Origin of the sequence: Pseudomonas sp. P105, from assembly GCF_032614175.1 — a bacterium.
Taxonomy (GTDB): domain Bacteria; phylum Pseudomonadota; class Gammaproteobacteria; order Pseudomonadales; family Pseudomonadaceae; genus Aquipseudomonas; species Aquipseudomonas rhizophila.
In genome coordinates this window covers 3,522,667-3,543,389 of record NZ_CP126693.1, presented here as the reverse complement: position 1 = coordinate 3,543,389, position 20,723 = coordinate 3,522,667, and the positions used below count along the sequence as shown (strand labels likewise).

At 58.9% G+C, this 20,723-nt stretch carries 18 protein-coding genes; 12 read left to right on the top strand and 6 right to left on the bottom strand.

All coding sequences use genetic code 11. The annotated features are described in order from the left end of the window. Positions 1-56 precede the first annotated feature (56 nt). The 3 genes from QOM08_RS15925 to QOM08_RS15915 all read left to right on the top strand — a co-directional run bounded on the left by QOM08_RS15925 (position 57) and on the right by QOM08_RS15915 (position 3,237). Positions 57-1,469 (top strand): acyclic terpene utilization AtuA family protein, encoded by a 1,413-nt coding sequence (locus QOM08_RS15925; RefSeq protein ID WP_139049837.1) that lies wholly within the window; start codon positions 57-59, stop codon positions 1,467-1,469. Then, positions 1,469-1,777, top strand: coding sequence for a DUF4387 domain-containing protein (locus QOM08_RS15920; protein ID WP_047225592.1), 309 nt, complete (start codon positions 1,469-1,471; stop codon positions 1,775-1,777). Before QOM08_RS15925 ends, QOM08_RS15920 begins: the two co-directional genes overlap by 1 nt. 83 nt (positions 1,778-1,860) lie before the next feature. Continuing rightward, a complete protein-coding gene (locus QOM08_RS15915; protein WP_188250753.1) occupies positions 1,861-3,237 on the top strand; it encodes an MmgE/PrpD family protein in 1,377 nt (458 codons plus the stop codon). On the opposite strand, the gene QOM08_RS15910 is transcribed toward QOM08_RS15915, so the two are convergent. Then, complete coding sequence (locus QOM08_RS15910; protein ID WP_076384217.1) at positions 3,234-4,433, bottom strand: citrate synthase; 1,200 nt, start codon at positions 4,431-4,433, stop codon at positions 3,234-3,236. The two genes, QOM08_RS15915 and QOM08_RS15910, sit on opposite strands and share 4 nt — an antisense overlap. 336 nt (positions 4,434-4,769) lie before the next feature. Here QOM08_RS15910 and QOM08_RS15905 point away from each other — a divergent pair, with 336 nt between their 5' ends. The 7 genes from QOM08_RS15905 (at position 4,770) to QOM08_RS15875 (ending at position 12,767) form a co-directional block, all read left to right on the top strand. Beyond that, entirely contained in the window at positions 4,770-6,059 is a 1,290-nt protein-coding gene (locus tag QOM08_RS15905) for a CitMHS family transporter (protein WP_047225594.1), read from the top strand. A gap of 90 nt (positions 6,060-6,149) precedes the next feature. Next, entirely contained in the window at positions 6,150-7,547 is a 1,398-nt protein-coding gene (locus QOM08_RS15900) for an OprD family outer membrane porin (protein WP_047225595.1), read from the top strand. Positions 7,548-7,600: 53 nt separating this feature from the next. Beyond that, complete coding sequence (locus QOM08_RS15895; RefSeq protein ID WP_188250754.1) at positions 7,601-8,629, top strand: phosphoglycerate dehydrogenase; 1,029 nt, start codon at positions 7,601-7,603, stop codon at positions 8,627-8,629. Then, a complete protein-coding gene (locus QOM08_RS15890; RefSeq protein WP_188250755.1) occupies positions 8,626-9,993 on the top strand; it encodes an acyclic terpene utilization AtuA family protein in 1,368 nt (455 codons plus the stop codon). The genes QOM08_RS15895 and QOM08_RS15890 overlap by 4 nt, the downstream gene beginning before the upstream one ends. A 1-nt stretch (position 9,994) precedes the next feature. Next, on the top strand, positions 9,995-10,309 hold the full coding sequence (locus tag QOM08_RS15885; protein ID WP_188250756.1) for a DUF4387 family protein: 315 nt from the start codon (positions 9,995-9,997) through the stop codon (positions 10,307-10,309). A gap of 79 nt (positions 10,310-10,388) precedes the next feature. Next, on the top strand, positions 10,389-11,393 hold the full coding sequence (locus QOM08_RS15880; RefSeq protein ID WP_047225599.1) for an alpha/beta hydrolase fold domain-containing protein: 1,005 nt from the start codon (positions 10,389-10,391) through the stop codon (positions 11,391-11,393). Between the two features lie 156 nt (positions 11,394-11,549). Beyond that, positions 11,550-12,767 (top strand): alpha/beta fold hydrolase, encoded by a 1,218-nt coding sequence (locus tag QOM08_RS15875; protein WP_047225861.1) that lies wholly within the window; start codon positions 11,550-11,552, stop codon positions 12,765-12,767. Between the two features lie 81 nt (positions 12,768-12,848). Here QOM08_RS15875 and QOM08_RS15870 read toward each other — a convergent pair whose 3' ends face one another. Next, on the bottom strand, positions 12,849-13,343 hold the full coding sequence (locus QOM08_RS15870) for a DoxX family protein (protein WP_047225600.1): 495 nt from the start codon (positions 13,341-13,343) through the stop codon (positions 12,849-12,851). Between the two features lie 231 nt (positions 13,344-13,574). Here QOM08_RS15870 and QOM08_RS15865 point away from each other — a divergent pair, with 231 nt between their 5' ends. Beyond that, a complete protein-coding gene (locus QOM08_RS15865; RefSeq protein ID WP_047225601.1) occupies positions 13,575-14,483 on the top strand; it encodes a LysR family transcriptional regulator in 909 nt (302 codons plus the stop codon). On the opposite strand, the gene QOM08_RS15860 is transcribed toward QOM08_RS15865, so the two are convergent. The 4 genes from QOM08_RS15860 to QOM08_RS15845 all read right to left on the bottom strand — a co-directional run bounded on the left by QOM08_RS15860 (position 14,399) and on the right by QOM08_RS15845 (position 19,598). Further along, entirely contained in the window at positions 14,399-16,630 is a 2,232-nt protein-coding gene (locus QOM08_RS15860; protein WP_188250757.1) for a xanthine dehydrogenase family protein molybdopterin-binding subunit, read from the bottom strand. The genes QOM08_RS15865 and QOM08_RS15860 overlap by 85 nt on opposite strands. Positions 16,631-16,672: 42 nt before the next feature. Continuing rightward, the gene (locus QOM08_RS15855; protein WP_274090167.1) at positions 16,673-17,128 is read right to left on the bottom strand and encodes a (2Fe-2S)-binding protein; all 456 of its coding nucleotides are present in this window, start codon (positions 17,126-17,128) and stop codon (positions 16,673-16,675) included. 294 nt (positions 17,129-17,422) lie between these two features. Beyond that, complete coding sequence (locus QOM08_RS15850; RefSeq protein WP_316911789.1) at positions 17,423-18,337, bottom strand: hydroxymethylglutaryl-CoA lyase; 915 nt, start codon at positions 18,335-18,337, stop codon at positions 17,423-17,425. A 58-nt stretch (positions 18,338-18,395) separates the two neighbouring features. Next, the gene (locus tag QOM08_RS15845; protein ID WP_188250759.1) at positions 18,396-19,598 is read right to left on the bottom strand and encodes a CaiB/BaiF CoA transferase family protein; all 1,203 of its coding nucleotides are present in this window, start codon (positions 19,596-19,598) and stop codon (positions 18,396-18,398) included. Positions 19,599-19,780: 182 nt separating this feature from the next. On the opposite strand from QOM08_RS15845, the gene QOM08_RS15840 reads away from it, so the two are divergent. Next, the gene (locus QOM08_RS15840) at positions 19,781-20,701 is read left to right on the top strand and encodes a LysR family transcriptional regulator (RefSeq protein ID WP_160892132.1); all 921 of its coding nucleotides are present in this window, start codon (positions 19,781-19,783) and stop codon (positions 20,699-20,701) included. The last annotated feature ends 22 nt before the right edge of the window (positions 20,702-20,723 follow it).

Sequence of the window (20,723 nt, the reverse complement as noted above, 5' to 3'; positions counted from 1 at the left end):
TCAACACGATTACAGCCCTTATTATTGCCTGACTGAGTGAATCGGAAGAGGGTTTTATGGGGCAGGTATTTGAAGGTTGCGTCAAAGTGATCGTTCCTTGTGGTTCATTAGGGGCGGGCGTTCGTGAAGAAGAAATTACTTATGGACTGGTGGCCGGTGCGCAAGCAATTGCCACGGACGCCGGTTCTACCGATAGTGGAGCAGCGTATCTCGCACTTGGAAAATCGAAGAATAACCGCGGGGCGGTCAAACGCGACTTGACGATATTAATGAAGGCGCAGGCCTGGTCCGGGGTGCCGATAATTGTCGGCACGGCAGGACAGGCCGGTGGCGATCTCAACCTGGACTGGACGCGCGATATAGTCCTGGAGGTTGCAGGAGAGTTGGGCGTCACACCAAAGATTGCGCTCATATATTGTGAACAGGACAGGGATACCGTTAAGCAGCTGAACGCACAGGGGCGTATCAAACCGCTGCCGCCTCACGGTGAGCTCGATGACGCTACGGTGGACAGCTGTGAACACATTGTGGCGGCGCTGGGTGTAGAACCGTTCATTGCCGCGCTTGAAACAGGCGCCGATATCATTTTGGCGGGTCGTTCGACCGACACGGCGGTCATTGCCTGTTATCCGATCTGGAAGGGCGCGCCCTGGGGGCCGTCCTGGCATGCCGGCAAAACGGGGGAGTGCGGTGTCCAGTGCGCCGTTAACCCGACATTGGGCTCGGGAATATTGCTCAGCGTTGATGCGCAGGGTTTCGACGTTGAGCCATTAAGTAAAGACAATCAGTGCACGCCCCATAGCGTCTCTGCACACATGCTTTATGAAAATAGCGACCCGTTTCGATTGGTGGAACCCGGCGGTATCCTGAACGTCGCACAAGCGCGCTACCAGAAGCTGAACGAGCGAGCCGTTCGTGTCGTAGGGTCTGAATGGGAGACGATGCCCTACACAATGAAGCTGGAGGGCGCCGCGGCCGGTCTCTATCAGACAATCATGTTAGTGGGTATCCAGGACCCCGATGTACTCAATGATATTGATGGGTTTCATGACCGCCTGCTGGAAGCCCTGTACACCCGGACCCGTCAATCCATCCCGCCGCAGGAGTTGGGAGAGTTTCATATCTCGCTGCGAATGTATGGCTGGAACGGCGTCACCGGCGTAAAACCCCCCGTTGGAACTTTGCCTCCGCCGGAAATAGGCATGCTATTTGTCGCCACAGCAGCGACTCAAGAAATGGCAAATACGATTGCCCAAGCATGCAACCCCTACTTTTTTCACTACCCCAGCGTAATGGGCAAGGAATTGCCTTCTTACGGCTTTGCTTTCACCCCAGCTGATATACCTCGTGGTCAGATTTATGAGTTCAAGTTAAATCACGTAGTGCAATTGGAGGACCCATTTGAGTTGGTGCGTATTCAATGGATCGATCTTTCCGAGTCAACATTGGCTGTGAAGGAGTTGAGTTAATGGTTAAGTTGCGTGATGTATGCCGACATGTTCGATCCAAACAAGCCGGACCGTTCTGGATTACCTTCGATATATTTTTTGACGGGCGTGAAAACTTTGAGCGTTACTCACAAAGTGCAGCACTTTCATCGGCGCAATTCGCAAGGCTCTATGGCACCGATCCGGCACGGGTGAAACATATTCCCGTTGCTGACCTGGAAATGGTCAAGATTTCCTACCCTCGCGCTACGCCGCAAGGCGGGATGGTGGAGCGCGACATGCATGCCGGCCAGCAATACGTACGTTTACTCGACGTCATTCTGGACTGAGAACCGCACGCGTCACCTGGCAACAGGTGATGCCGTCGCCGCCATCGGCGCAGACCCAACCCTGGTGCAGAACAGAGGCAACCATGAGCAATACGACTATTGCGCTGCAACTTGCAGAGTACGCGCATAAATTCAGGCATCAGCGACTGCCCGAAGAGATCATCGCGTTGGTGCGACAGCGCTTCATTGACAGTCTGGCGTGCATATTGGGGGCCTACGGAGCGGCGCCTGTGAATGCCGCTGTGTGTTATGCGGTTGCCAATCCCGCGCAGGCGTCCAGCGTGTTCGGAACAACTGTCCAAACAACGCCAGAGATAGCGGCGTTTGCCAATGGCGTGATGGTCCGTTTCCTGGACTACAACGATGGTTATATGGGGCTGGAGCCGGGCCATCCGAGTGACAATATTCCGGCCTGCCTGGCGCTAGCAGAGGCCGAGGGGGCCACCGGGGCAGAACTCATTTCGGCCATTGTGCTGGCCTATGAGATCCAGATGCGACTGCAGGACGCGGCCAGCCTGAACAAGCGCGGCTGGGACCACGTCAATTACATAAATGTGGCGATGGCCGCGGCGGCTTCCAGTCTGATGAAGCTGGATGTGGCGCAGACCGCACAGGCAATCAATATAGCGTTGAGCGCTCATCTGGCCATGCGCCAGGTTCGCAGTGGATCCCTGTCGGACTGGAAGGGCTGCTCGGCCGCAAACGCTGCACGTAATGCGATCTTCGCTGCCCAGCTGTCGCGTCACGGCATGACCGGCCCGTCGCCGGTGTTCGAGGGGGACATGGGATTCTTTAAATTGGTCTCAGGCCCGTTCGACCTGGATACGGATCGTTTTGGTACGCCCGAGAATGGTGATTACGCTATACGGCGCTCCCTGACCAAGACCTTTCCCACCAACGGTGAGTTGCATACTGCGGTGTGGGCAGCCCTGGATATACGTGCCCGGATTGACGATCTCGACGATATCGCTTGCATCGTTATCGAAACGTCCGAGTTCAATCGTCGAGTGTTGGCAGACACCCCTGAAAAATGGTTGCCCAAAACGCGAGAGACGGCGGATCACAGCTTGCCCTACAACGTGGCCCGGGCGCTGCTCGACGGTGACATCACCATAGACTCTTATTCGCCGGAAAAGATGGCTGATCCCATGGTGGTTGCCCTGATGGGCAAGATCAGCGTGGTGGAGGATGGCGCGCTCACCGCGTTGTTTCCGCGTCATCTTGCCAACCGGGTCAGCGCCACGCTGGTGTCAGGCGAAATCGTCGTAAGCGAGATGATCAGCGGGCCCGGGTCCGTCGAAACACCGATGACCGATAGCGATTTTGAACGAAAATTCAGGAGGATGGCCTCACCTCATCTTGAAGAGTCGGCGCAGGCCAAGGTGCTTGGGTATGTGGCTGAACTTCAACACCAACCCGAATTCACATCGCTGTTTGCGGCCATGGTTGCTTCTGTCTAGTCACTGGCGAGGTGGGTCGCTCGTGGCAGAGTTCCCGTGTACCGAGCGCGGGGGCGAGCGTCATGATGCTGGTTGTATTGCTCGCTGGCGTGGGCTATCCAGCCGATCAATCTTCCGACACCCGCCAGTGCGATTTCCTGCCGATGCAACCCAAGCTTTCTACCGATGAAACTCACCAGGAGAATGAACTCCGGGGGGTATGCGACGAGTTCCGAGGCGACCGAAAAAGCTTTCTGCAACTTGGCAAATTCGGGGTCGCCCTCGAAGGCAGCGGTCAACGCTTTCATCAGATTGGTAGCACGTGGGTCACTGACTGAGTGGACATTAGGTCCGAACCCGATGATGTGCCCCTCCTGACTGTACCGTTGCAATATCGGTTGGGTGGGATCGGTAGCTGTACAGATTTCCTCGATCATCCTGCTGGCGGCTTCGTTTCTGCCATAGGCGATCTTATGACCCCTGGCGGCCGCGAGTCCCGCGATCGCTGCGTAGTAGGGGGTGGCGCCGGTCGTGGCGGCAACGCGAACGCTGTGAGTGGCGTGGTCCAGTTCATGATCGACGCTGAGGATCAGAAGACGCCTGATCAGATCGGCGTGGGCTGGCGGGGCTGCGCAGGCCTGGGTAATGAATTCGTGCAAGGGTTGTGTGCTTGGTTGGGTCGCGCCCACGACCAACGCGGCAAACCATCTCACAACATCGGCGCCGGTGCGTGCATAGCTGTCGATGGAAAGATCGAAGGCTTTGGGGTTCTCCCTTTGAACCAGGGGGAAAAGTGCAATTGCCTTCTCCGGCGCTGACATGTGCTCATAGATCTTCAGCAGTTTGACGCTATCCTTCGGCGCGCGCGGCAGCGACGGTCCGAAGGCCGATGGCACCTGCCACATCAATCCGGCGACCTCCTCGACCGTGGCGTGGTCGGCGAGCTCGACGACGTCGTGCCCCCTGTAGAAGAGGCCGTCATCGGTGATCAATGTAATGGCGCTGTCCGATGACGACGAGCGCTTTGCAGCGTGCCCCGCGGGGCTTTTCACCAAGCGCTGGATGTCTTCGGCCCAATAGCGACGCTTGGGCGTGTTGGCGATCTTGACGGACCGAATGTTCTTCCGGCTGACGTAGGCATAAAGGGTTGGAAGGCTGACCCCCAGCATTCCAGCCGCTTCTTCTGCCGAAAGGTAAAGGTCTTCTTGATCAGGCATGACGGATCCGAACAGGTTGATGGGGGTTTGTACATATTCATTAAATATACCTGCCTTGCGTCAATGTCTACCAGGATATCCATTCCGTCGTGTTTTCAAAGGGAGTCAGCAATGGACGGTCTACACAGAGGGACCGACGGATGTGGGCATTGAAAGCCGACCAGCGTCCCTGAGATATCTTTTCACGAGCACGTTTGCCCCAGTATTTGCGGGATGTTGACGAAAAAAATCAAGATTTACAGGGTTTTCTCCCCTATGTAGATTCCTCGGGAGTGGCCGGTCGTTCACATTGATTTGCTACGACATTGATAAAAAAAACAAGAAAAGGTGATAGGCATGGCTTGGTTAGGTTTCGCAATGGTCATCACGTTTATGGCGTTGATCATCAGCAAGCGACTTTCTGCTGTGACAGCGCTCATCCTCATCCCGATTGCTTTCGGGCTGGCCAGCGGCGCAGGACCGGAGTTGGGCGGCATGGTGATGGAAGGCGTCCAGCAAGTGGCGCCAACGGCATTGATGTTGATGTTTGCAATCCTGTATTTCGCAATCATGTTCGACGCGGGGCTGTTCGAACCCGCGGTTCGCCGGATTCTGCGTTATGTGGGAAATGATCCCCTTCGTGTGGTGCTCGGCACCGCTTTGCTGTCGTCGGTCATCTCCTTCGATGGGGATGGGGCAACGACGGTGCTGATCGTGACAACGGCGTTTTTGCCGCTCTACCTTCGCCTTGGGATTAACCCGCTCATCCTTGCACTGATGCTTCTGTTGACCAATACGGTCGTTAACATCATCCCTTGGGGTGGGCCGGTAGCGCGGGCTGCCAGCGCGCTGCATCTGGATGTCAGCGAGATATTCCTGGGCCTTGTACCCGCCATGTTTGCAGGTCTGGCCTACGCGTTTATCGTGGCAGTGTGGATAGGCCGCAAAGAGCGACGCCGTTTGGGGTGGACGCCCATGGCAAAGGACACTGTGTCTGAAGAGCTGCCTCTACCCCTTATCGAATCGGCCACGCAAAACCCCAGGCTGTTCTGGGTCAACCTGGCACTCACGGCCGCGCTGATGTACGCCATGGGTACAGGACTGGCACCGTTACCCCTGGTGATGATGGTGGGGTTTTCCCTGGCGTTGCTGATCAACTATCCACGTTTGGCGGAGCAGAAAGCGAGAATCGCCGCTCATTCCGACAGTGTGTTGACGGTCATTGCCCTGATATTCGCTTCAGGGGTCTTCACTGGCATTCTATCCGGCACGGGAATGGTCGATGGGATGTCGGCGCGGATCGTGCAGATGATTCCTGATGGCGGCGGGCAGTACTTCAGCATCATTACCGCCCTTGTCGCGCTGCCGCTTAATTTCCTGCTTTCCAATGACGCGTTCTTCTTTGGGATCTTGCCGGTGCTTGGCGCGGCGGGCGCGGAATATGGCATAGACCCGATGCACATCGCCCGCGCCTCGGTGCTTGGGCAACCGGTTCACGCATTAAGTCCACTCGTTGCCGCTGTTTATCTCATCAGCGGGATTATCCAGCGGGACATGGGCGAGATGCAAAGATATTGCTTGTTGTGGGCAATCGGCAGCAGCCTCACGCTCATAGCAACCGCCATCGTTACAAGAGCAATTATTTAAAGATCCACCTGTATCCCTGCACTGCTTGTTTAAAGCAGTGCCAGCTCACGCCTGCTCATTGAAAAAATAAAAATAATAATTGAGGTGATCATGAAATCGACTAAAGCCGTCGCAATGACATATCTCGCTACGCTGTTTGCATCGGGCAGTTGTTTTTCTGCGAGTATCAGCTATCCGGATAGATTTCAGCATGAAGGCAAGTTGAATGCTTATCTTCGATCCATGTACATCAATACGCGAATATCCAACGACCTGATTGAGGACAGCTTCGGCGGGTTTTCGACCGGCTCCGAATTAGGTGGGGTAGGGGTCGGCGCGATCCTGGATTACAACTCTAACTACTGGGGCGGCGTCGTAGGCTTTGATGCATCCTTGTACGGTGTGGCAATGATCGATTCCGAGCAGGACAGCCGCGACCTGTTTGATAATGACGATGGTTCTAACGGTGGCTTTGCAAAAGTCGGGCAAAGTTACTTGAAGTTGCGCCACGTCGGCGAGGGATGGAACGCAGACTCACAAATAGGCCGAGGTCGATTTGACGCGGGCACCCTGGTCAGCAATGACACGCGACTCGTGCCGGGTTCCTATCAGGGCGCGCGTGCCCATTTCAACTTGACTGACATGGGCATCGGGCCGCTGCCCGGAACGATGGCTTTCGAAGCGGCTTATATCGATCGAAGTTCTCCGCGGGACAGGCAGGCGTTCGGAAAGCTGCTAAGCCAGTCGGGTGAGGAAATAAGCAACGTCTACACCTATGGGGTCAACTACGATCTGAAGGCCGTTGAGTTGAGCTATGCCCGTGGTGTGTCAAAGGACTTCAATGAAAATACCCGTTATGGCTTGACCCTGCAGGCACCTATCGGTGAAACGGCAGGGATCATTTTAGACACTCAGTATTATCAGTTCCAAAAAGCGGGACGACTGTGGGAGCAAGATTGGTCCGCCGGTGACGCGGCCTATGATAAAGAGGCCACGTGGTTAAACGTCAACCTTGGCTTATTGCTCGATAAGTTGCGCCTGGGTGTTTCCTTCTCCGAGACACACGCCGAGCTGAGCAATGGCAACCTGGGCTATGCCTATTTCGACCACGCGGACAACGTGGACGGGAGAATGGATGCGTGGACCCGTTCCGGCAACGATTTCAACAATCATGGTGAAAGAACCTGGCAGGTAGGGGCGGAGTACGACCTGGGCGGTATTTCGCTGCTGGGGGCGTCATTGGACGGGTTTAAAGTCATGGCGCTCTATAAGCAGGGAAACTTTGACGCCGTGAACCCGTTCAGTGGTCAGAAGACGGATGTTTGGGAAAGGCAAAACGAATACCGCGTTTATTATCGATTCGATGACAAAGAGTACGCCGGCCTTTCCGTTGGTTTGATTTATCTCGATTACAGAATCGACCAGGATTTTGTTGCGCTTGTTTCCGCCCAACCCAATAACGTTGTCAATGGCTCAGAAGCCCGGGTGTACCTGGATTATGCGTTTTGAGTGGAGTGTGCTCATGGAATACGGGTTATTTAAACTATGTCGGGAGGTGCGCGATGCCTAAAACTCGTCATCGGGTTGTCGTCACACAACGTTTTTTTGATTCGGCGACCCTTGATTTTCTCAAGCATTGCGGTTGTGAAGTCATCATCGCAGAACTTGCGCCGGGAGTTGCCGACGGAAGTTTGAGTGAGCGGCAATTGATCGACCTCCTGATTGACGCTGACGGGTGGATTTTAGGGCACGCGAATGTGACGGCCAGCCTGCTCGGTTCGCTCCCTCGGCTCAAGGTGATCTCCCGCCGTGGCGTGGGGTATGAGCGCATTGATACGGTGGCGGTGGAAGCGGCCGGAAAGGTCGCAACGATCGCCGTCGGTGGAAATGATGCAAGTGTCGCTGACCATACGATTGCGCTGATGCTCGCGGTGTGTCGCAAGCTAAAACAATGTCAGGCGGGGCTGTCTGCCAACGACTGGAGCATTCCCTTGGGCGGTGACCTGTATCGCAAAACGGTCGGAATCGTCGGATTGGGCAGAATCGGCAAAGGCGTCTTGCTGCGCCTCGCCGGGTTCGAAGTCAAACCCCTGATTTATGCCCCTCGCCCAGACAGTTCACAAAAAGCCAACGGGGGGCAGAGCTGCTTCGTAGATCTGGAGACCCTGTTTCAGGAAAGTGACTTCATTACGCTTCATGCCCCCCTTAACCCGCAGACCCGGGGAATGATTGACAGCCGCGCTTTAAAGTCGATGAAAGCAGGCGCCGTGCTGATCAATACCGCCCGAGGTGGCCTGGTGCGCGACGCGGATCTGTTGAAAGCCCTGCAACAGCAAGACATCGCCGGGGCAGGACTCGATGTGTTCGAAAGCGAGTCCGACCCTTCACTGTCGGCAGTGACAGAGCAGCTCATCAAACTTCCCAATGTGGTCGTGACCCCCCATGCCGGCGCCTCTACGGTGGAAGGCTTGAATCGCACCAATTTAATTGCAGCCCAGTGTGTGGTGGCGGTCCTGGAAGGGCGGAGCCCGCCTGGGCACTGTGTCATCGCAGACGGCCGTCGACATACCGTTGCAAAGGAAAATACATGAACGTCAAGATCAAGGTGCTTACACCAACGGGTGCAATCGGCACCGGATTCCCGAGAGATGCGTTTGAGAAGGCGCTTCTGGAATGTCCCGATGTGATTGCAATGGATGCGGGGTCCACCGACTCGGGTCCGCACTATCTCGGTACGGGCACGACAAAGTCTTCTGCTTCGATATTGCGCGCAGAGCTTCGGGTCTTCATGCAGGCCCGGGAAAAGCTGGGGATCCCGCTCATCATTGGCAGCTGCGGAACCTGTGGTTCCGACGCGGGTGTCGATTTGATGCGCGGGCTCTGTGAGGAGGTCGCGGCAGAGCTGGGGCAGACCGTACGTATCGCGGGCATCTACAGCGAGCAGCCAGCAAGTGCTGTGAAAACAGCACTTTTGGAGAAGCGGATCAAACCGCTGCAGCTTGATTTTATTGATGATGCCTTGGTGGATCGCTGTTCTCGAATAGTCGCGCTCATGGGCGTGGAACCCTTCATTCATGCGCTCCAGGAAGGCGCGGACATCATCCTGGCCGGTCGCTCCACGGACACCGCCGTCATGGCGTCGCTCCCGATCATGCGAGGGGGACATCCAGGGGCCGCCTGGCACGCCGGGAAGATTCTAGAATGTGGCGCGTCCTGTACCACCACACCCGCCCAGGCCGTGGTCATGGCAACCATTGACGAAACGGGATTCACCATCGAGGCGATTGGTGAGGGGGCCCGGCTTACGCCACAATCGGTGATGGCGCACATGCTCTATGAGAACAGCAATCCCTACGTGCTCGTCGAGCCGGGTGGTGTGCTGGATGTCGAGGGGGCTGTGTACACCGCGATCGACGAGCGAACGGTGCGGGTAGAAGGCTCGATCTGGAAACCCAGTGAAGACTACACCGTCAAGCTGGAAGGTGCGGCGCCTTGCGGGTTTCAATCGGTTGTCATGAGTATTGTCCGGGACACCGAGTACCTTGAGCGCTTCGATGAATGGCTCGCCTGTCTCGATTCGGTGATGCGCCAGCGAATAGAAAAACATCTGAACATCGGATCGGGCGACTACGACCTGCAGTTTCGCGCGATTGGCAAGAACGCGGCGTTGGGGGACTTTGAATCGCGATCCGCCACCCCAGTGGAAATAGGCGTCATGGCCCTGGCGACTTCCGCAACGGCCGAGCGCACGAAAGACATCGTCGCTTTGCTCAATCCTTACCTGTTGCACTTCCCGTTGCCAGGTGACAAAGACCTGCCCACCCATGCGTTTCCATTCTCTCCAGCCTCGATGGACCGGGGAGTGGTTTATGAGTTCGTGCTCAGCCATGTGATGGTCGTGGCGAATCCGTTGGCACCTTTTCGATTTGACATGAAAACCATTGAGGCGGCGTGAGATGAATACCATGGAAGCACTCGGCTACGAAATCCGCTCCAAGAACGCCGGCCCCTTCTCTTTGACCATTGATGTGTTTTGTCAGGACTCGGATGTTTTTTCCCGGCTGGCGGGCGAACCGAAACTGCAAGCGCCGGCCATTGCTCAGCTCTTTCGCCGGACCGTCGAGTCGATCAGCGTGTTTCGAATCGATGCATTGAATGTGATCAAGATCAGCCTGCCGCGCCCCGTAATACAGGGGGCTCTGCAGGATCGTGATATGCACGGTGCGCAATGGGCCTTCATGGTGAGGGACGCGCTCCTGGAATCCGATTAATCATCAGCGCCAATCAAGGCAGGTCCTAATGGCGCCATTGTTCAACGTGGCGGCAGACAACCGATAATCAGAGGTGGCGATGTCCAGGCTCGGTGAGAAGTGCGACAACCCGAAAGTGGGCGGTGAGGGGACAGACGTGGTGCTCGTCGATCCTAACGAGGTTCATCCAGACCTGGTCAGCGTCGCGGCGACGTTACGCGAGCTGGGTCTGCTTCCTGTCGTCGAAGGAGAGATTCAGAAGGTTCGCGCGCAGTTGCAACGAATCAGCGCATGGGCGTCGCGACCCAGTGTGCCTTTGTCCTGCGAGCGCATGTTGGAGTTTTCGGTCAATTGTCGGGTTGTTCCGTGCAAGCTGTATTGGCCGGAAGACGATGAGACGCCCTTGCTGCTGTTCTATTGTCACGGCGGCGGGTTTCGACACGGAGCACTCGCCGATTGGGACGCTCCTCTGCGCCAGTTGGTGCGTGACAGCGGCTTGGCGGTGTTGTCCATCGGCTATGCCCTCTCGCCGGAATACCGTTTTCCAGTGGCGTTTAACGAGGTGGTGTCGATAGTCAGCAGGGTCATCAACCTGGGGACAATCACTCATTGTCCTGTGCGGGGGTATGCCCTGGGTGGGGACTCGGCGGGCGCCAATCTGGCCCTGGGCGCCGCCCTTGCGCTGCGCGACGCTGGAATGGATGCGGTGCGACAGCTGATGCTGTACTACGGCTCCTATTCCCGAGGCGTTTCTTCCGATTCGTGGCAGAGACTCGGTGGGTATGGCGGGCAAAACTTGTCTGCCAAAACGATGAGCGCTTATTGGGCGAGCTACCTGGCCGAGGATGAAGATGACTGGCGGGTGCAGCCGATCACCGCTGATCTGGCTGGGCTCCCGCCTGTGCGCTTGATCGTCGGAAAACTTGATCCGTTGTACGACGAAAACTGTGAGCTGGCGGATAAGTTGCACGCTGCCGGTGTGGCGACGCACCTGGAAGTCCTTGCGAACATGACCCACGGGTTCCTGCGATTCAATGAAGTTGCACCTGTCGTACGGGATGTGATTTTCACCCAAGCCACTGCGTTGCGTCAGGCACTGGCGTAGTGCGCCGTCCGGCCAGTCATCCTGATCCTGAACACTGACTCTCGTGGCCTCCAGACCATTGTGCTGGGGCCTTCTTCATCATGAGGCGAACGCTAAATGCTGATTCTTCGAACCCTTGCTTCTTCACTTGTGACGCGGATCTGTCTTGGGAGCATCATGACCCTTGCGTTCAGCGCAATGGCTGCCGGTGAACTTCCGGTCGGGCGTGCCGCAGGTGATATGGAGCTTTCTGCGTTTTATCGCTGGCAGGACCCAATGCCCACTGTTCCCGGTGTTTTGCTGAGGAGCGAAACGCTCAAACCGCAGGAGCGGGTGCCAGCCGCAGCGCAAACCATACGCATGCTCTACAGTTCCACGGACCAGCGTTGGCACTCAGGCCAGGTGCCTGTCAGCGGCACCCTGTTCATGCCGAGCGGTCCTGCTCCGTCTGAAGGTTGGCCGCTCTTGGCCTGGGCCCACGGTACGCTGGGGATCGCCGACATATGCGCGCCCTCGTGGACCGGGTTCAGAGCGCGTGACGCTGCGTACATCAATCGTTGGCTGGAGCGCGGATTCGCCGTCGTGGCCACTGATTATCAAGGCCTGGGGGGGCCAGGGCCTCACCCTTATACGGTCTGGCAGGCCGAAGGCAGCTCTGTCCTGGATGCGGTCCGTGCTGCCCGCGCACTCAAGCCCGGTGTGATTGCCAACCGCACGATCCTGGCGGGGCAGTCCCAGGGGGGCGGCGCCGCTCTGGGCGCGTCGATACTCGCCGCCAGCTATGCACCTGAACTCAATATTCTCGGTGCGGTTATCACAGCGCCCAATAGCACATTCCCCGACGGGCCCATCGCGCTTGAGGCGCGCCATTCCAATACGATCTTCCTGTCGTTGGCCACTGGCGGGTTACGCGACAACGCGCCCCGAATAGACGACCTACTGACGCCTGAAGGGCTGCAGCTTCTCGACGTTGCCCGGCAAAGCTGTACGCGGGAAATTGCCCTCAAGTCGCGGGAGCTGAAAATCGGTTCGTTTTCGCAGTTGCTGACCATCAGTGCGCAAGCGTTGAGCGCACTGCGCACGCCCACGACCGATATGCCCCAGGCAACGATCGCTTTTCCATTGCTGATTGCCACCGGCCAGGCCGATGAGACCATCACCCCGGTACGACAGTACGCGGTGGCGGCGGCGCTGTGCGCGGCTGGAAACCAGGTCACCTGGCAAACCTATGAAGGATTGGGGCATGACGGGGTGATGCATGGCTCGTTGAATGAAGCGTTTGCTTTTGCACGCGCCCAACTCGAGGGGCAGGGCTATGATTCGAACTGCGCCACGATTCAGCGGCCTGGGGCGCCGGGTGAAAGGAATCCGAGCGCTCCATTCAACGATGATTGAACACGGGTGAATTCGTTGCTCATTTAACCGCCGTGCTTATCGACTGTCAGCCGATGCCGGTCGATAAGCGTCGCGCAGGCGTCAGAATTCACGCCCCCATAGGCGGTCCAGTGAGTGACGACCTGCCCCCTTGAAGGCGATGTAAGTGAACAGAAAGCCCATCAACACCGGGTATTCGATGCCACGGTCTATCCAGGGCCAGTTCGGGCCAAGGATGTAAGCGATCGCCGCCATCTGTATGGCCATCGCCACCGCCAACGGCCGGGTGGCCAATCCTAGCGCCAGCAGCAACCCACCCAAACCTTCAAGCCAGGCGACGAACAGGCCCAATAGCGCGGGGAATGGCAGGTGCAGGACGTTTGCGATCAAGTGAATCGAACCCGCCATGGGATCCGCCATCGAGCCGTGTGAAGTTCCCAACAGCTTGGGCAAGCCATGGGTCACCATGATGATCCCCAGGCATAACCGGAGCATTGCATAGGCGAGAGGCTCGCCCCATTGATAAAAAATACCCAGGGCCGGGACGACCAGCTTCGAGGGCTGTTCAGCATTGGGAGCGTGAGATGTCGGTTTCATCTGAATGATGTCCTGGAGTCGTTTATCAAAAGGTTGACGAGGACAGTGTGGTGTCTTCCTGGCGATGGATAAATCGACGGGGCTGCCATGACCATTCACCTCCCATAAACAATCGGCCCACGCTGGACCTTGCACCGTCGTGAAAGTGATACTGATTGCTTCGATGGGGTGGATTAGTCAGGCATCGCAGGTAAGACTGTTCATCTCTCACCAATAAAAGGGCGTCACACGATGGATAAATTCGATGCCTTGCAACTGTTCATTCGCATCATCGAGCAAGGCAGTTTTACTCGTGCCGCCAATGGTCTGAATATCCCGCGGGCCACAGCTACGCTGGCCATCAAGGAGCTGGAGCGGCAGCTCGGTGCGCGTCTGCTCGAGCGTACAACCCGGCGGGTGCGGCCGACACTCGACGGCCAGGCCTTCTATGAGCGATGCAAGGCTGTGCTCGCAGATCTGGAGGACGCCGAGTCTTCACTCAGCACGGTCGTGGCGAATCCGCGCGGCACTTTGCGTCTGGATTTGCACGGGACCCATGCGACTCGGATCATCCTTCCGAACATCCAGGATTTTCATCGGCGCTATCCCCAAATCAACCTGGTCATCAGTTGCGGCGACCGGCTGGTGGATCTGGTGAGCGAAGGCGTCGATTGCGTGGTCCGTGCAGGTAACCCGCGTGATTCGTCGCTGGTGGCCAAGCGGCTGGCGTTGATGCCTGAAGTGGTCTGTGCCAGCCCCGGCTATCTGGCCGAACACGGCACGCCTATGTTTCCACAGCAGCTTGCTGAACATCAGGCCGTGGGCTTCTTTGCCAGCAATCATGACATACGTTACCCGTTCACCTTTGTCATTGACGGCCAAGTGGTCGAGCTGGAGCCGGGGGGCTGGATTTCAGTGAATGACGCCGAGTCTTACTGCTGCTGTGCGTTGAACGGCTGTGGACTGATCCAGGTGCCGCGCTTTCGCGTGGAGCAATACCTGGCGTCAGGGGAGTTGGTCGAGGTTCTCGGTGACTGGCCCAGTCCCGGACTCCCGGTTTCGGTGTTGTATCCCTATCACCGCCAGCTCTCTCCACGACTCAAGGTGTTTGTCGAGTGGGTGAGCGCCCTGTATGCCGAACGCTTTGGCCCGCTGACCTGAAGGCCTTCGCTCCATGTACTGCTCGATGGACGCAACGGCAGTTCGCGCAAGCGTTGACCCGTCAGGGCGAAGACCGCGTTGGCCACCGCCGCAGCGATGGGGGGCGTTGCGGGTTCGCCCACACCGCCAGGGCTCTCGGTGCTGGGCAGCACATGCGCCTCGATCTGCGGCATTTCGTTGATGCGCAGCACCCGGTAATCGTGAAAGTTGGACTGTTGGATACGACCCTCCTTGATGCTCATCTGCCCGAACAGCGCTGCGCTGAGGCCGAAGATAATAGCGCTTTCCATCTGTGCCTTGATGTTGTCAGGGTTGACCGGGATGCCGCAGTCGATCGCGCACACCACTCGATGAACGCGGATATTCCCACCTTCGATGGAAACCTCCACCGCTTGAGCACAGTAGCTGCCAAATGATTGATGCACGGCGAGGCCGTGGCCGCGTCCCGGTGCTGGCGTGCGCCCCCAACCGAAGCGTTCGGCGGCAAGGTTCAACACGCCCAGGTGCCGTGGGTCCGATTCAAGCAGCAGGCGGCGATACGCCAGTGGGTCCTGTCCGGCGGCGTGTGCCAGTTCATCCACCGCGCTCTCCATGACGAACGCATTGTGGCTGTGTCCAACGGAGCGCCAATACCACACCGGAATGTTTGACCGAGGGGCGTGCGCTTCGACCCGATAGGCCGGGCTGCGCATGATGTAGGGCGAGTCGCTCATGCCTTCGACAGACGTCGGGTGAACGCCCGGCGCATCCGGAAATATCGATTGCCCCGCCGTGGTTTGCGACCAGGCTACCGGTCGCCCGTCCGCCCCCAACGCAACCCGCAGGCGTTGGGCGAAGGCTGCCCGGTAGTAACCACCCTGCATATCCTCCTCGCGACTCCAGAGGGTTTTCACCGGCACATTCACAGCCTTGGCGACTTCCACCGCTTCGGCGATGAAATCCTGCAGGGCACGCCTGCCAAAACCACCGCCCAGGAAGGTGGTGTGAATACGGATTTGCTCAGGGGCAAGACCGGTGATCTTTGCGGCGGTTCGTTGATTGAACGTTTGCATCTGGCTGCCGACCCAGATGTCGCAGCCATCGTCGCTGAGCTTCACGGTGCAGTTGAGTGGCTCCATTGTGGCGTGCGCGAGGTAGGGCACGCTGTACGCCATCTCGACTACCTTGCGGGCAGACTTCAGGGCTTGCTCCACCTCGCCGCGTTGCGTGACGACTTCACCCGGTGTGTGGGTCAGGGCGGTTAAATCCTGGCGTTGCTGGTCGCTGTCGAGGATGACGGTGCCGCTTGCAGCCTCCCATTGCACTTGCAGCGCATCGCGCCCGCGCTTGGCCGCCCAGTAGTGATCAGCGACGACCGCAATGCCGCTGGGGACCTGAACCACATGGCGTACGCCGGGCAGGGCCTTGGCCTGGGTCGCATCGAAGGCGCGGACGCTGCCGCCGAGCATCGGCGCCCGTGCAACCACGGCGCAGAGCAATCCTTCGAACTGGACGTCGATGCCATACTTCGCGCGACCGCTGATCTTTTCTGGCGAGTCCAGCCGTAGGGCGCCCTTGCCGATGAGCGTCCAGGCTGCCGGATCTTTCAGGGGCAGCGTCGCCGGATCCGGCACCGGGAGCGTGGCGGCCTGTTCGGCCAGTTCGCCATAGCGCAGACGGGTATTGCCGGCGATGACCTCTCCATGTTCTGTGCGCAATGCGCTGGGTGACTGGCCAAGACGAATGGCCGCTGCCTGGATCAACAGCGCCCGCGCCATTGCGCCCGCCCGGCGATAACGCTCGAACTCATCACGAATGCTGGAAGAGCCGACCGTGCCCTGAAACCCACGCCGCAGACTGGCATAGACGGCGGCGGCCGGCGCATGCTCGACCTTGAGTGTGCTCCAGTCCGCGTCCAGTTCTTCGGCGATGAGCAGGGTCAGGGTGGTCCAGACCCCCTGACCCATCTCGGAATGGGCCAGGAAAATGGTGATGCTGTCATCCGCTGCTATGCGCAGAAATGCATTGGGCGCTAATTCGGCGGACTCCAGGTCTTGCGCCATCAGGCGTCTGCCAGCGGGCACCGTGAAACCGACAATCAGGCCAGTGCCGAGCACGGTGCCGGACTTAAGAAAACTGCGACGAGAAGAGACAATCATGGCATTCATTGCAGAGCACTCCCTGGCTGAAAGGTGGCTGAGAGGATGGGGTCAGGCTTTGCTCAGTTCGGCGGCCCGGTGGATTGCCAAACGAATGCGCTGGTACGTACCGCAACGACATAGATTGCCGGCCATGGCCTGATCGATGTCGGCGTCGGTGGGGGCAGGGTTGCTGGTCAGCAATGCAGCGGCGGCCATGATCTGACCGGACTGGCAATAGCCGCACTGGACCACATCCAGTTCGGTCCAGGCACGCTGAACCGGATGGCTGATATCGGCTGACAGCCCCTCGATAGTGGTGATTTTTTTACCGGCCAGGGCGCCGACCGGCGTGATGCAACTGCGCTGGGGCGAGCCGTCGATATGCACGGTGCAGGCGCCACATAGGCCCATACCGCAACCGAACTTGGTGCCGGTCATGTTCATGAGGTCTCGAATGACCCACAACAGCGGCATATCGGTGGGCGCATCCACCTCCAGTTCGCGTTCATTGACCTGTAGCTTCATCGTTGACTCCCAGTCTGCGAAGAGAAGATCCGTGGCGACATCGAAGACATCGAAGACACCGATGGCGACGCATACCGGCGCGCTCAAACCGGATCGATGATCGGCAATCACTCACCGGTTTGTCGCCAATGGGGATCGAGAGGGAGCTTACAAGGCAGCTGCTCCGGCTATAAAGCCAGCAGATTTGAATGGTCTGTGCAGGGCGCAATAACAATATCGGCCGATGCTGGAGGGGGCGGTGAGGCGCTCGACTATCGGCGCGGTAGCCTCGGCCCGAGGCTACCGGCTTGGTATCTATTGAGCTTTTGCATAGCGTCGGTCGGACTTGCCGGCCTTGAGAATTGCCCCTGGCACCGGGTGGCCGACCAGCGATGGCAGGGTGGCCGCCGCCGCCAGCAGTTTGTCCAGGTCGACACCGGTGTCCAGGCCCATGCGCTGGAACATGTGCACCAGATCCTCGCTGCAAATATTACCGCTGGCGCCAGGTGCATAGGGGCAGCCGCCCAGCCCTCCGAGCGAGGCATCGAAACGATCAATACCGGCGTCCAGTGCCGCCAGGGCATTGGCCAGTCCCATGCCTCGGGTGTTGTGAGAGTGCAGGGTAAACGGGGTCTGCGGCCAGCGCGCCAGGGCTTCACGGCAGATGCGCGCGACCTGCGCCGGATCGGCCATGCCAGTGGTGTCACACAAGGTCACGCCCTGCACGCCAATGTCCAGCAAGCGTTGGATCAGCCCGTGGACCCGCGCTTCGGCGACCTGGCCCTCGAACGGGCAGCCGAAGGCGGTCGACAACGAGGCATTGATGAACACGCCGCTACCCTGGCTGACGGCAATGATCTGGCGGAACTGCTCGAGCGATTGTTCGGCAGTCATGCGCAGGTTGGCCACGCCGTGGCTGTCGCTGGCCGACATCACCAGGTTGATCTCGTCAACCTCGCAGGCCAATGCCCGCTCACAGCCCTTCACATTGGGCACCAGCACGCTGTATTCCACCCCTGGCACGCGACGGATGCCGCGCATCACCGCTTCGGCATCGCGCAGGCTGGGGATCGCCTTGGGCGAGGTGAAGGAGGTGACTTCGATCTTCGCCAGACCGGTTTGTGCCAGGCGATCGATCAGGGCGATCTTGTCTTCGCTGGGGATGAACTGGGCTTCGCTCTGGAAGCCGTCGCGGGTGACGACTTCCTGGATGTACAGGCGTTTGCTCATGGGGCGGTTCTCCGGGTAACGGTGAGGAGCGCAAGCTGTTTTGCAGGCGCGTCCTTGTTCAGATGATGCCGCGCTCGCGCAGGCCGCGGACCTGTTCGCCGCTCAGGCCCAGACCGGCCAGCAGGTCGTCGGTGTGCTCGCCCAATTGAGGGCCGCCGGCGCCGAGACGCCCTGGGGTGCGGCTGAGTTTGGGCAGCACACCCGGCACTTTCAGCGCGCCGGCGCTGGTTTGCACGGTCTCGATCATCTGGCGCGCGAGGTAGTGCGGGTCCTTGACGATATCGGCGGCGGTGTAGGGAAAGCCGGCCGGCACCAACGCCTGATTCAGTGCTTCCAGAACCTGGTCCCGGTCGCGTTGCCGGGTCCACTCGGTGATGGCCGCATCGATGCGCTCGGCATGTTCGCCGCGTCCGTCGTTATGCGCCAGGCGCGGGTCCTCGGCCAGATCCGGGCGGCCGATCAGGTGCATCAATCGTTTGTAGATACTGTCGCCATTGCCGGCAATCAGTACGAAATGCCCGTCGTTGCAGGGGTAGGAGTTGGACGGCGTGATACCCGGCAGAGCGCTGCCGGCGGGCTCGCGAATGTATCCGCAGGCGTCGTATTCCGGCACCAGGCTTTCCATCATCGCAAACACCGATTCGTACAGCGCCACGTCAATGAACTGGCCCATGCCGCTGTTCTGGCGCTCCTGCAAAGCGAGAAGCACGCCGATGACCCCATACAGGGAAGACAACGAATCGCCCAGGCTGATGCCGACCCGTACAGGTGCCTGACCCGGATAACCGGTGAGGTGGCGCAGGCCGCCCATGGCCTCGCCGATGACACCGAAGCCGGGACGGTCGCGATAGGGACCGGTCTGCCCGTAGCCGGAGATGCGCAGCATGATCAGGCGCGGGTTGATCTTCGACAGCGTGTCCCAGCCCAGTCCCCAACTTTCCAGGGTGCCGGGGCGAAAGTTCTCGACCAGTACATCCGCTTCGGCCACCAGCCGGCGGACAATCTCCTGACCTTCCGCCGCCTTCAGGTTGAGGGTCAACGACTGCTTGTTGCGTGACTGCACATGCCACCAGAGCGAGGTGCCGTCCTTGAGCTTGCGCCACTTGCGCAGCGGGTCGCCAACACCCGGCGGCTCGATCTTGATCACCTGGGCACCAAACTCACCGAGCATCTTGCTGGCGAACGGGCCGGCGATCAGTTGGCCCATCTCCAAGACCTTCAGGCCTTGCAGCGCCATGCTGCTTGCGTGTTGTTCTGTCATGTCTGCACCTTTGGGTCGTGCGCTGTTCTTTGTCAGGCAGGATGGCTCAGGCCCATGGACTGAACAATTGATCAATGACCAAGCCAGGCTTCGTATCCTGCGAAGTACCACCTGTGAGAACCTTGAAACTGTTCTTCATCGTGCTGCACGTCGTGATACACGACTGACAGGAGGCCGCGCCTATGCGTCGTATCGATTTCGTCACCCTCAAGCTGTTTGTCGCCATCGCCGATGAGCGCAGCCTGACCAAGGCCGCCGAGCGCGAGCACCTGGCCCTGGCGGCGGTGAGCAAACGGGTCAGCGACCTGGAAAACCAGCTGGGAATCGCCTTGCTCTACCGCCAGCCCAAGGGCGTCGAACTGACGCCGGCCGGGCATGCGCTGCTGCATCACGCGCGCAATATGATGGACAACCTTGCGCAGATGAATGCCGACCTCAGCGAGTTCAGCGAGGGGGTCAAGGGGCATGTGCGCATTCATGCCAACACCTCGGCGGTGATCGAATTCTTGCCCGAGGACCTCAGTGCTTTTACCCGGTTGCACCCGCAGGTCAAAATCGATCTGGAAGAGCGGGTCAGCAGCGAAGCCATCCGTGCGGTGCACGAAGGGCTTACCGATATCGGCATCTTCGCCGGCCATGTGCCCGCCGACGAGCTGCAGGTGTTCAACTACCGCCACGATCGGTTGGTGCTGGTCACTCCACGCGCGCATCCGCTGGCCGAACGCAGCCGCATCAGCCTGCACGAAGCGGTCAGCTACGACTTCATCGGGTTGCAGCAGGACGCCTCGTTGCACGGCCTGTTGCAACAGGCAGCGCGTCATTTGGGCACGCCATTGCGCCTGCGTATCCAGGTGCGCAGCTTCGAAGCCATTTGCCGGATGATCCACACCGGCATGGGGATCGGCATCCTGCCGGAGCTTGCCGTGCGGACCTATCTGCCGGCGCTCGATGTGCAGGTCATTGCGCTGGACGATCCCTGGGCGCGTCGCGAGTTGAAGATTGCCGTGCGCAGCCTGGAAGCGCTGTCGATGACGGCACGCCAGATGCTCGAACACCTGATGAGCAGCGAACAACGGGAGGCTTCCATGGTCGAGCCTTCGTGAAAGCCGAAGGCAGCATTGTTCA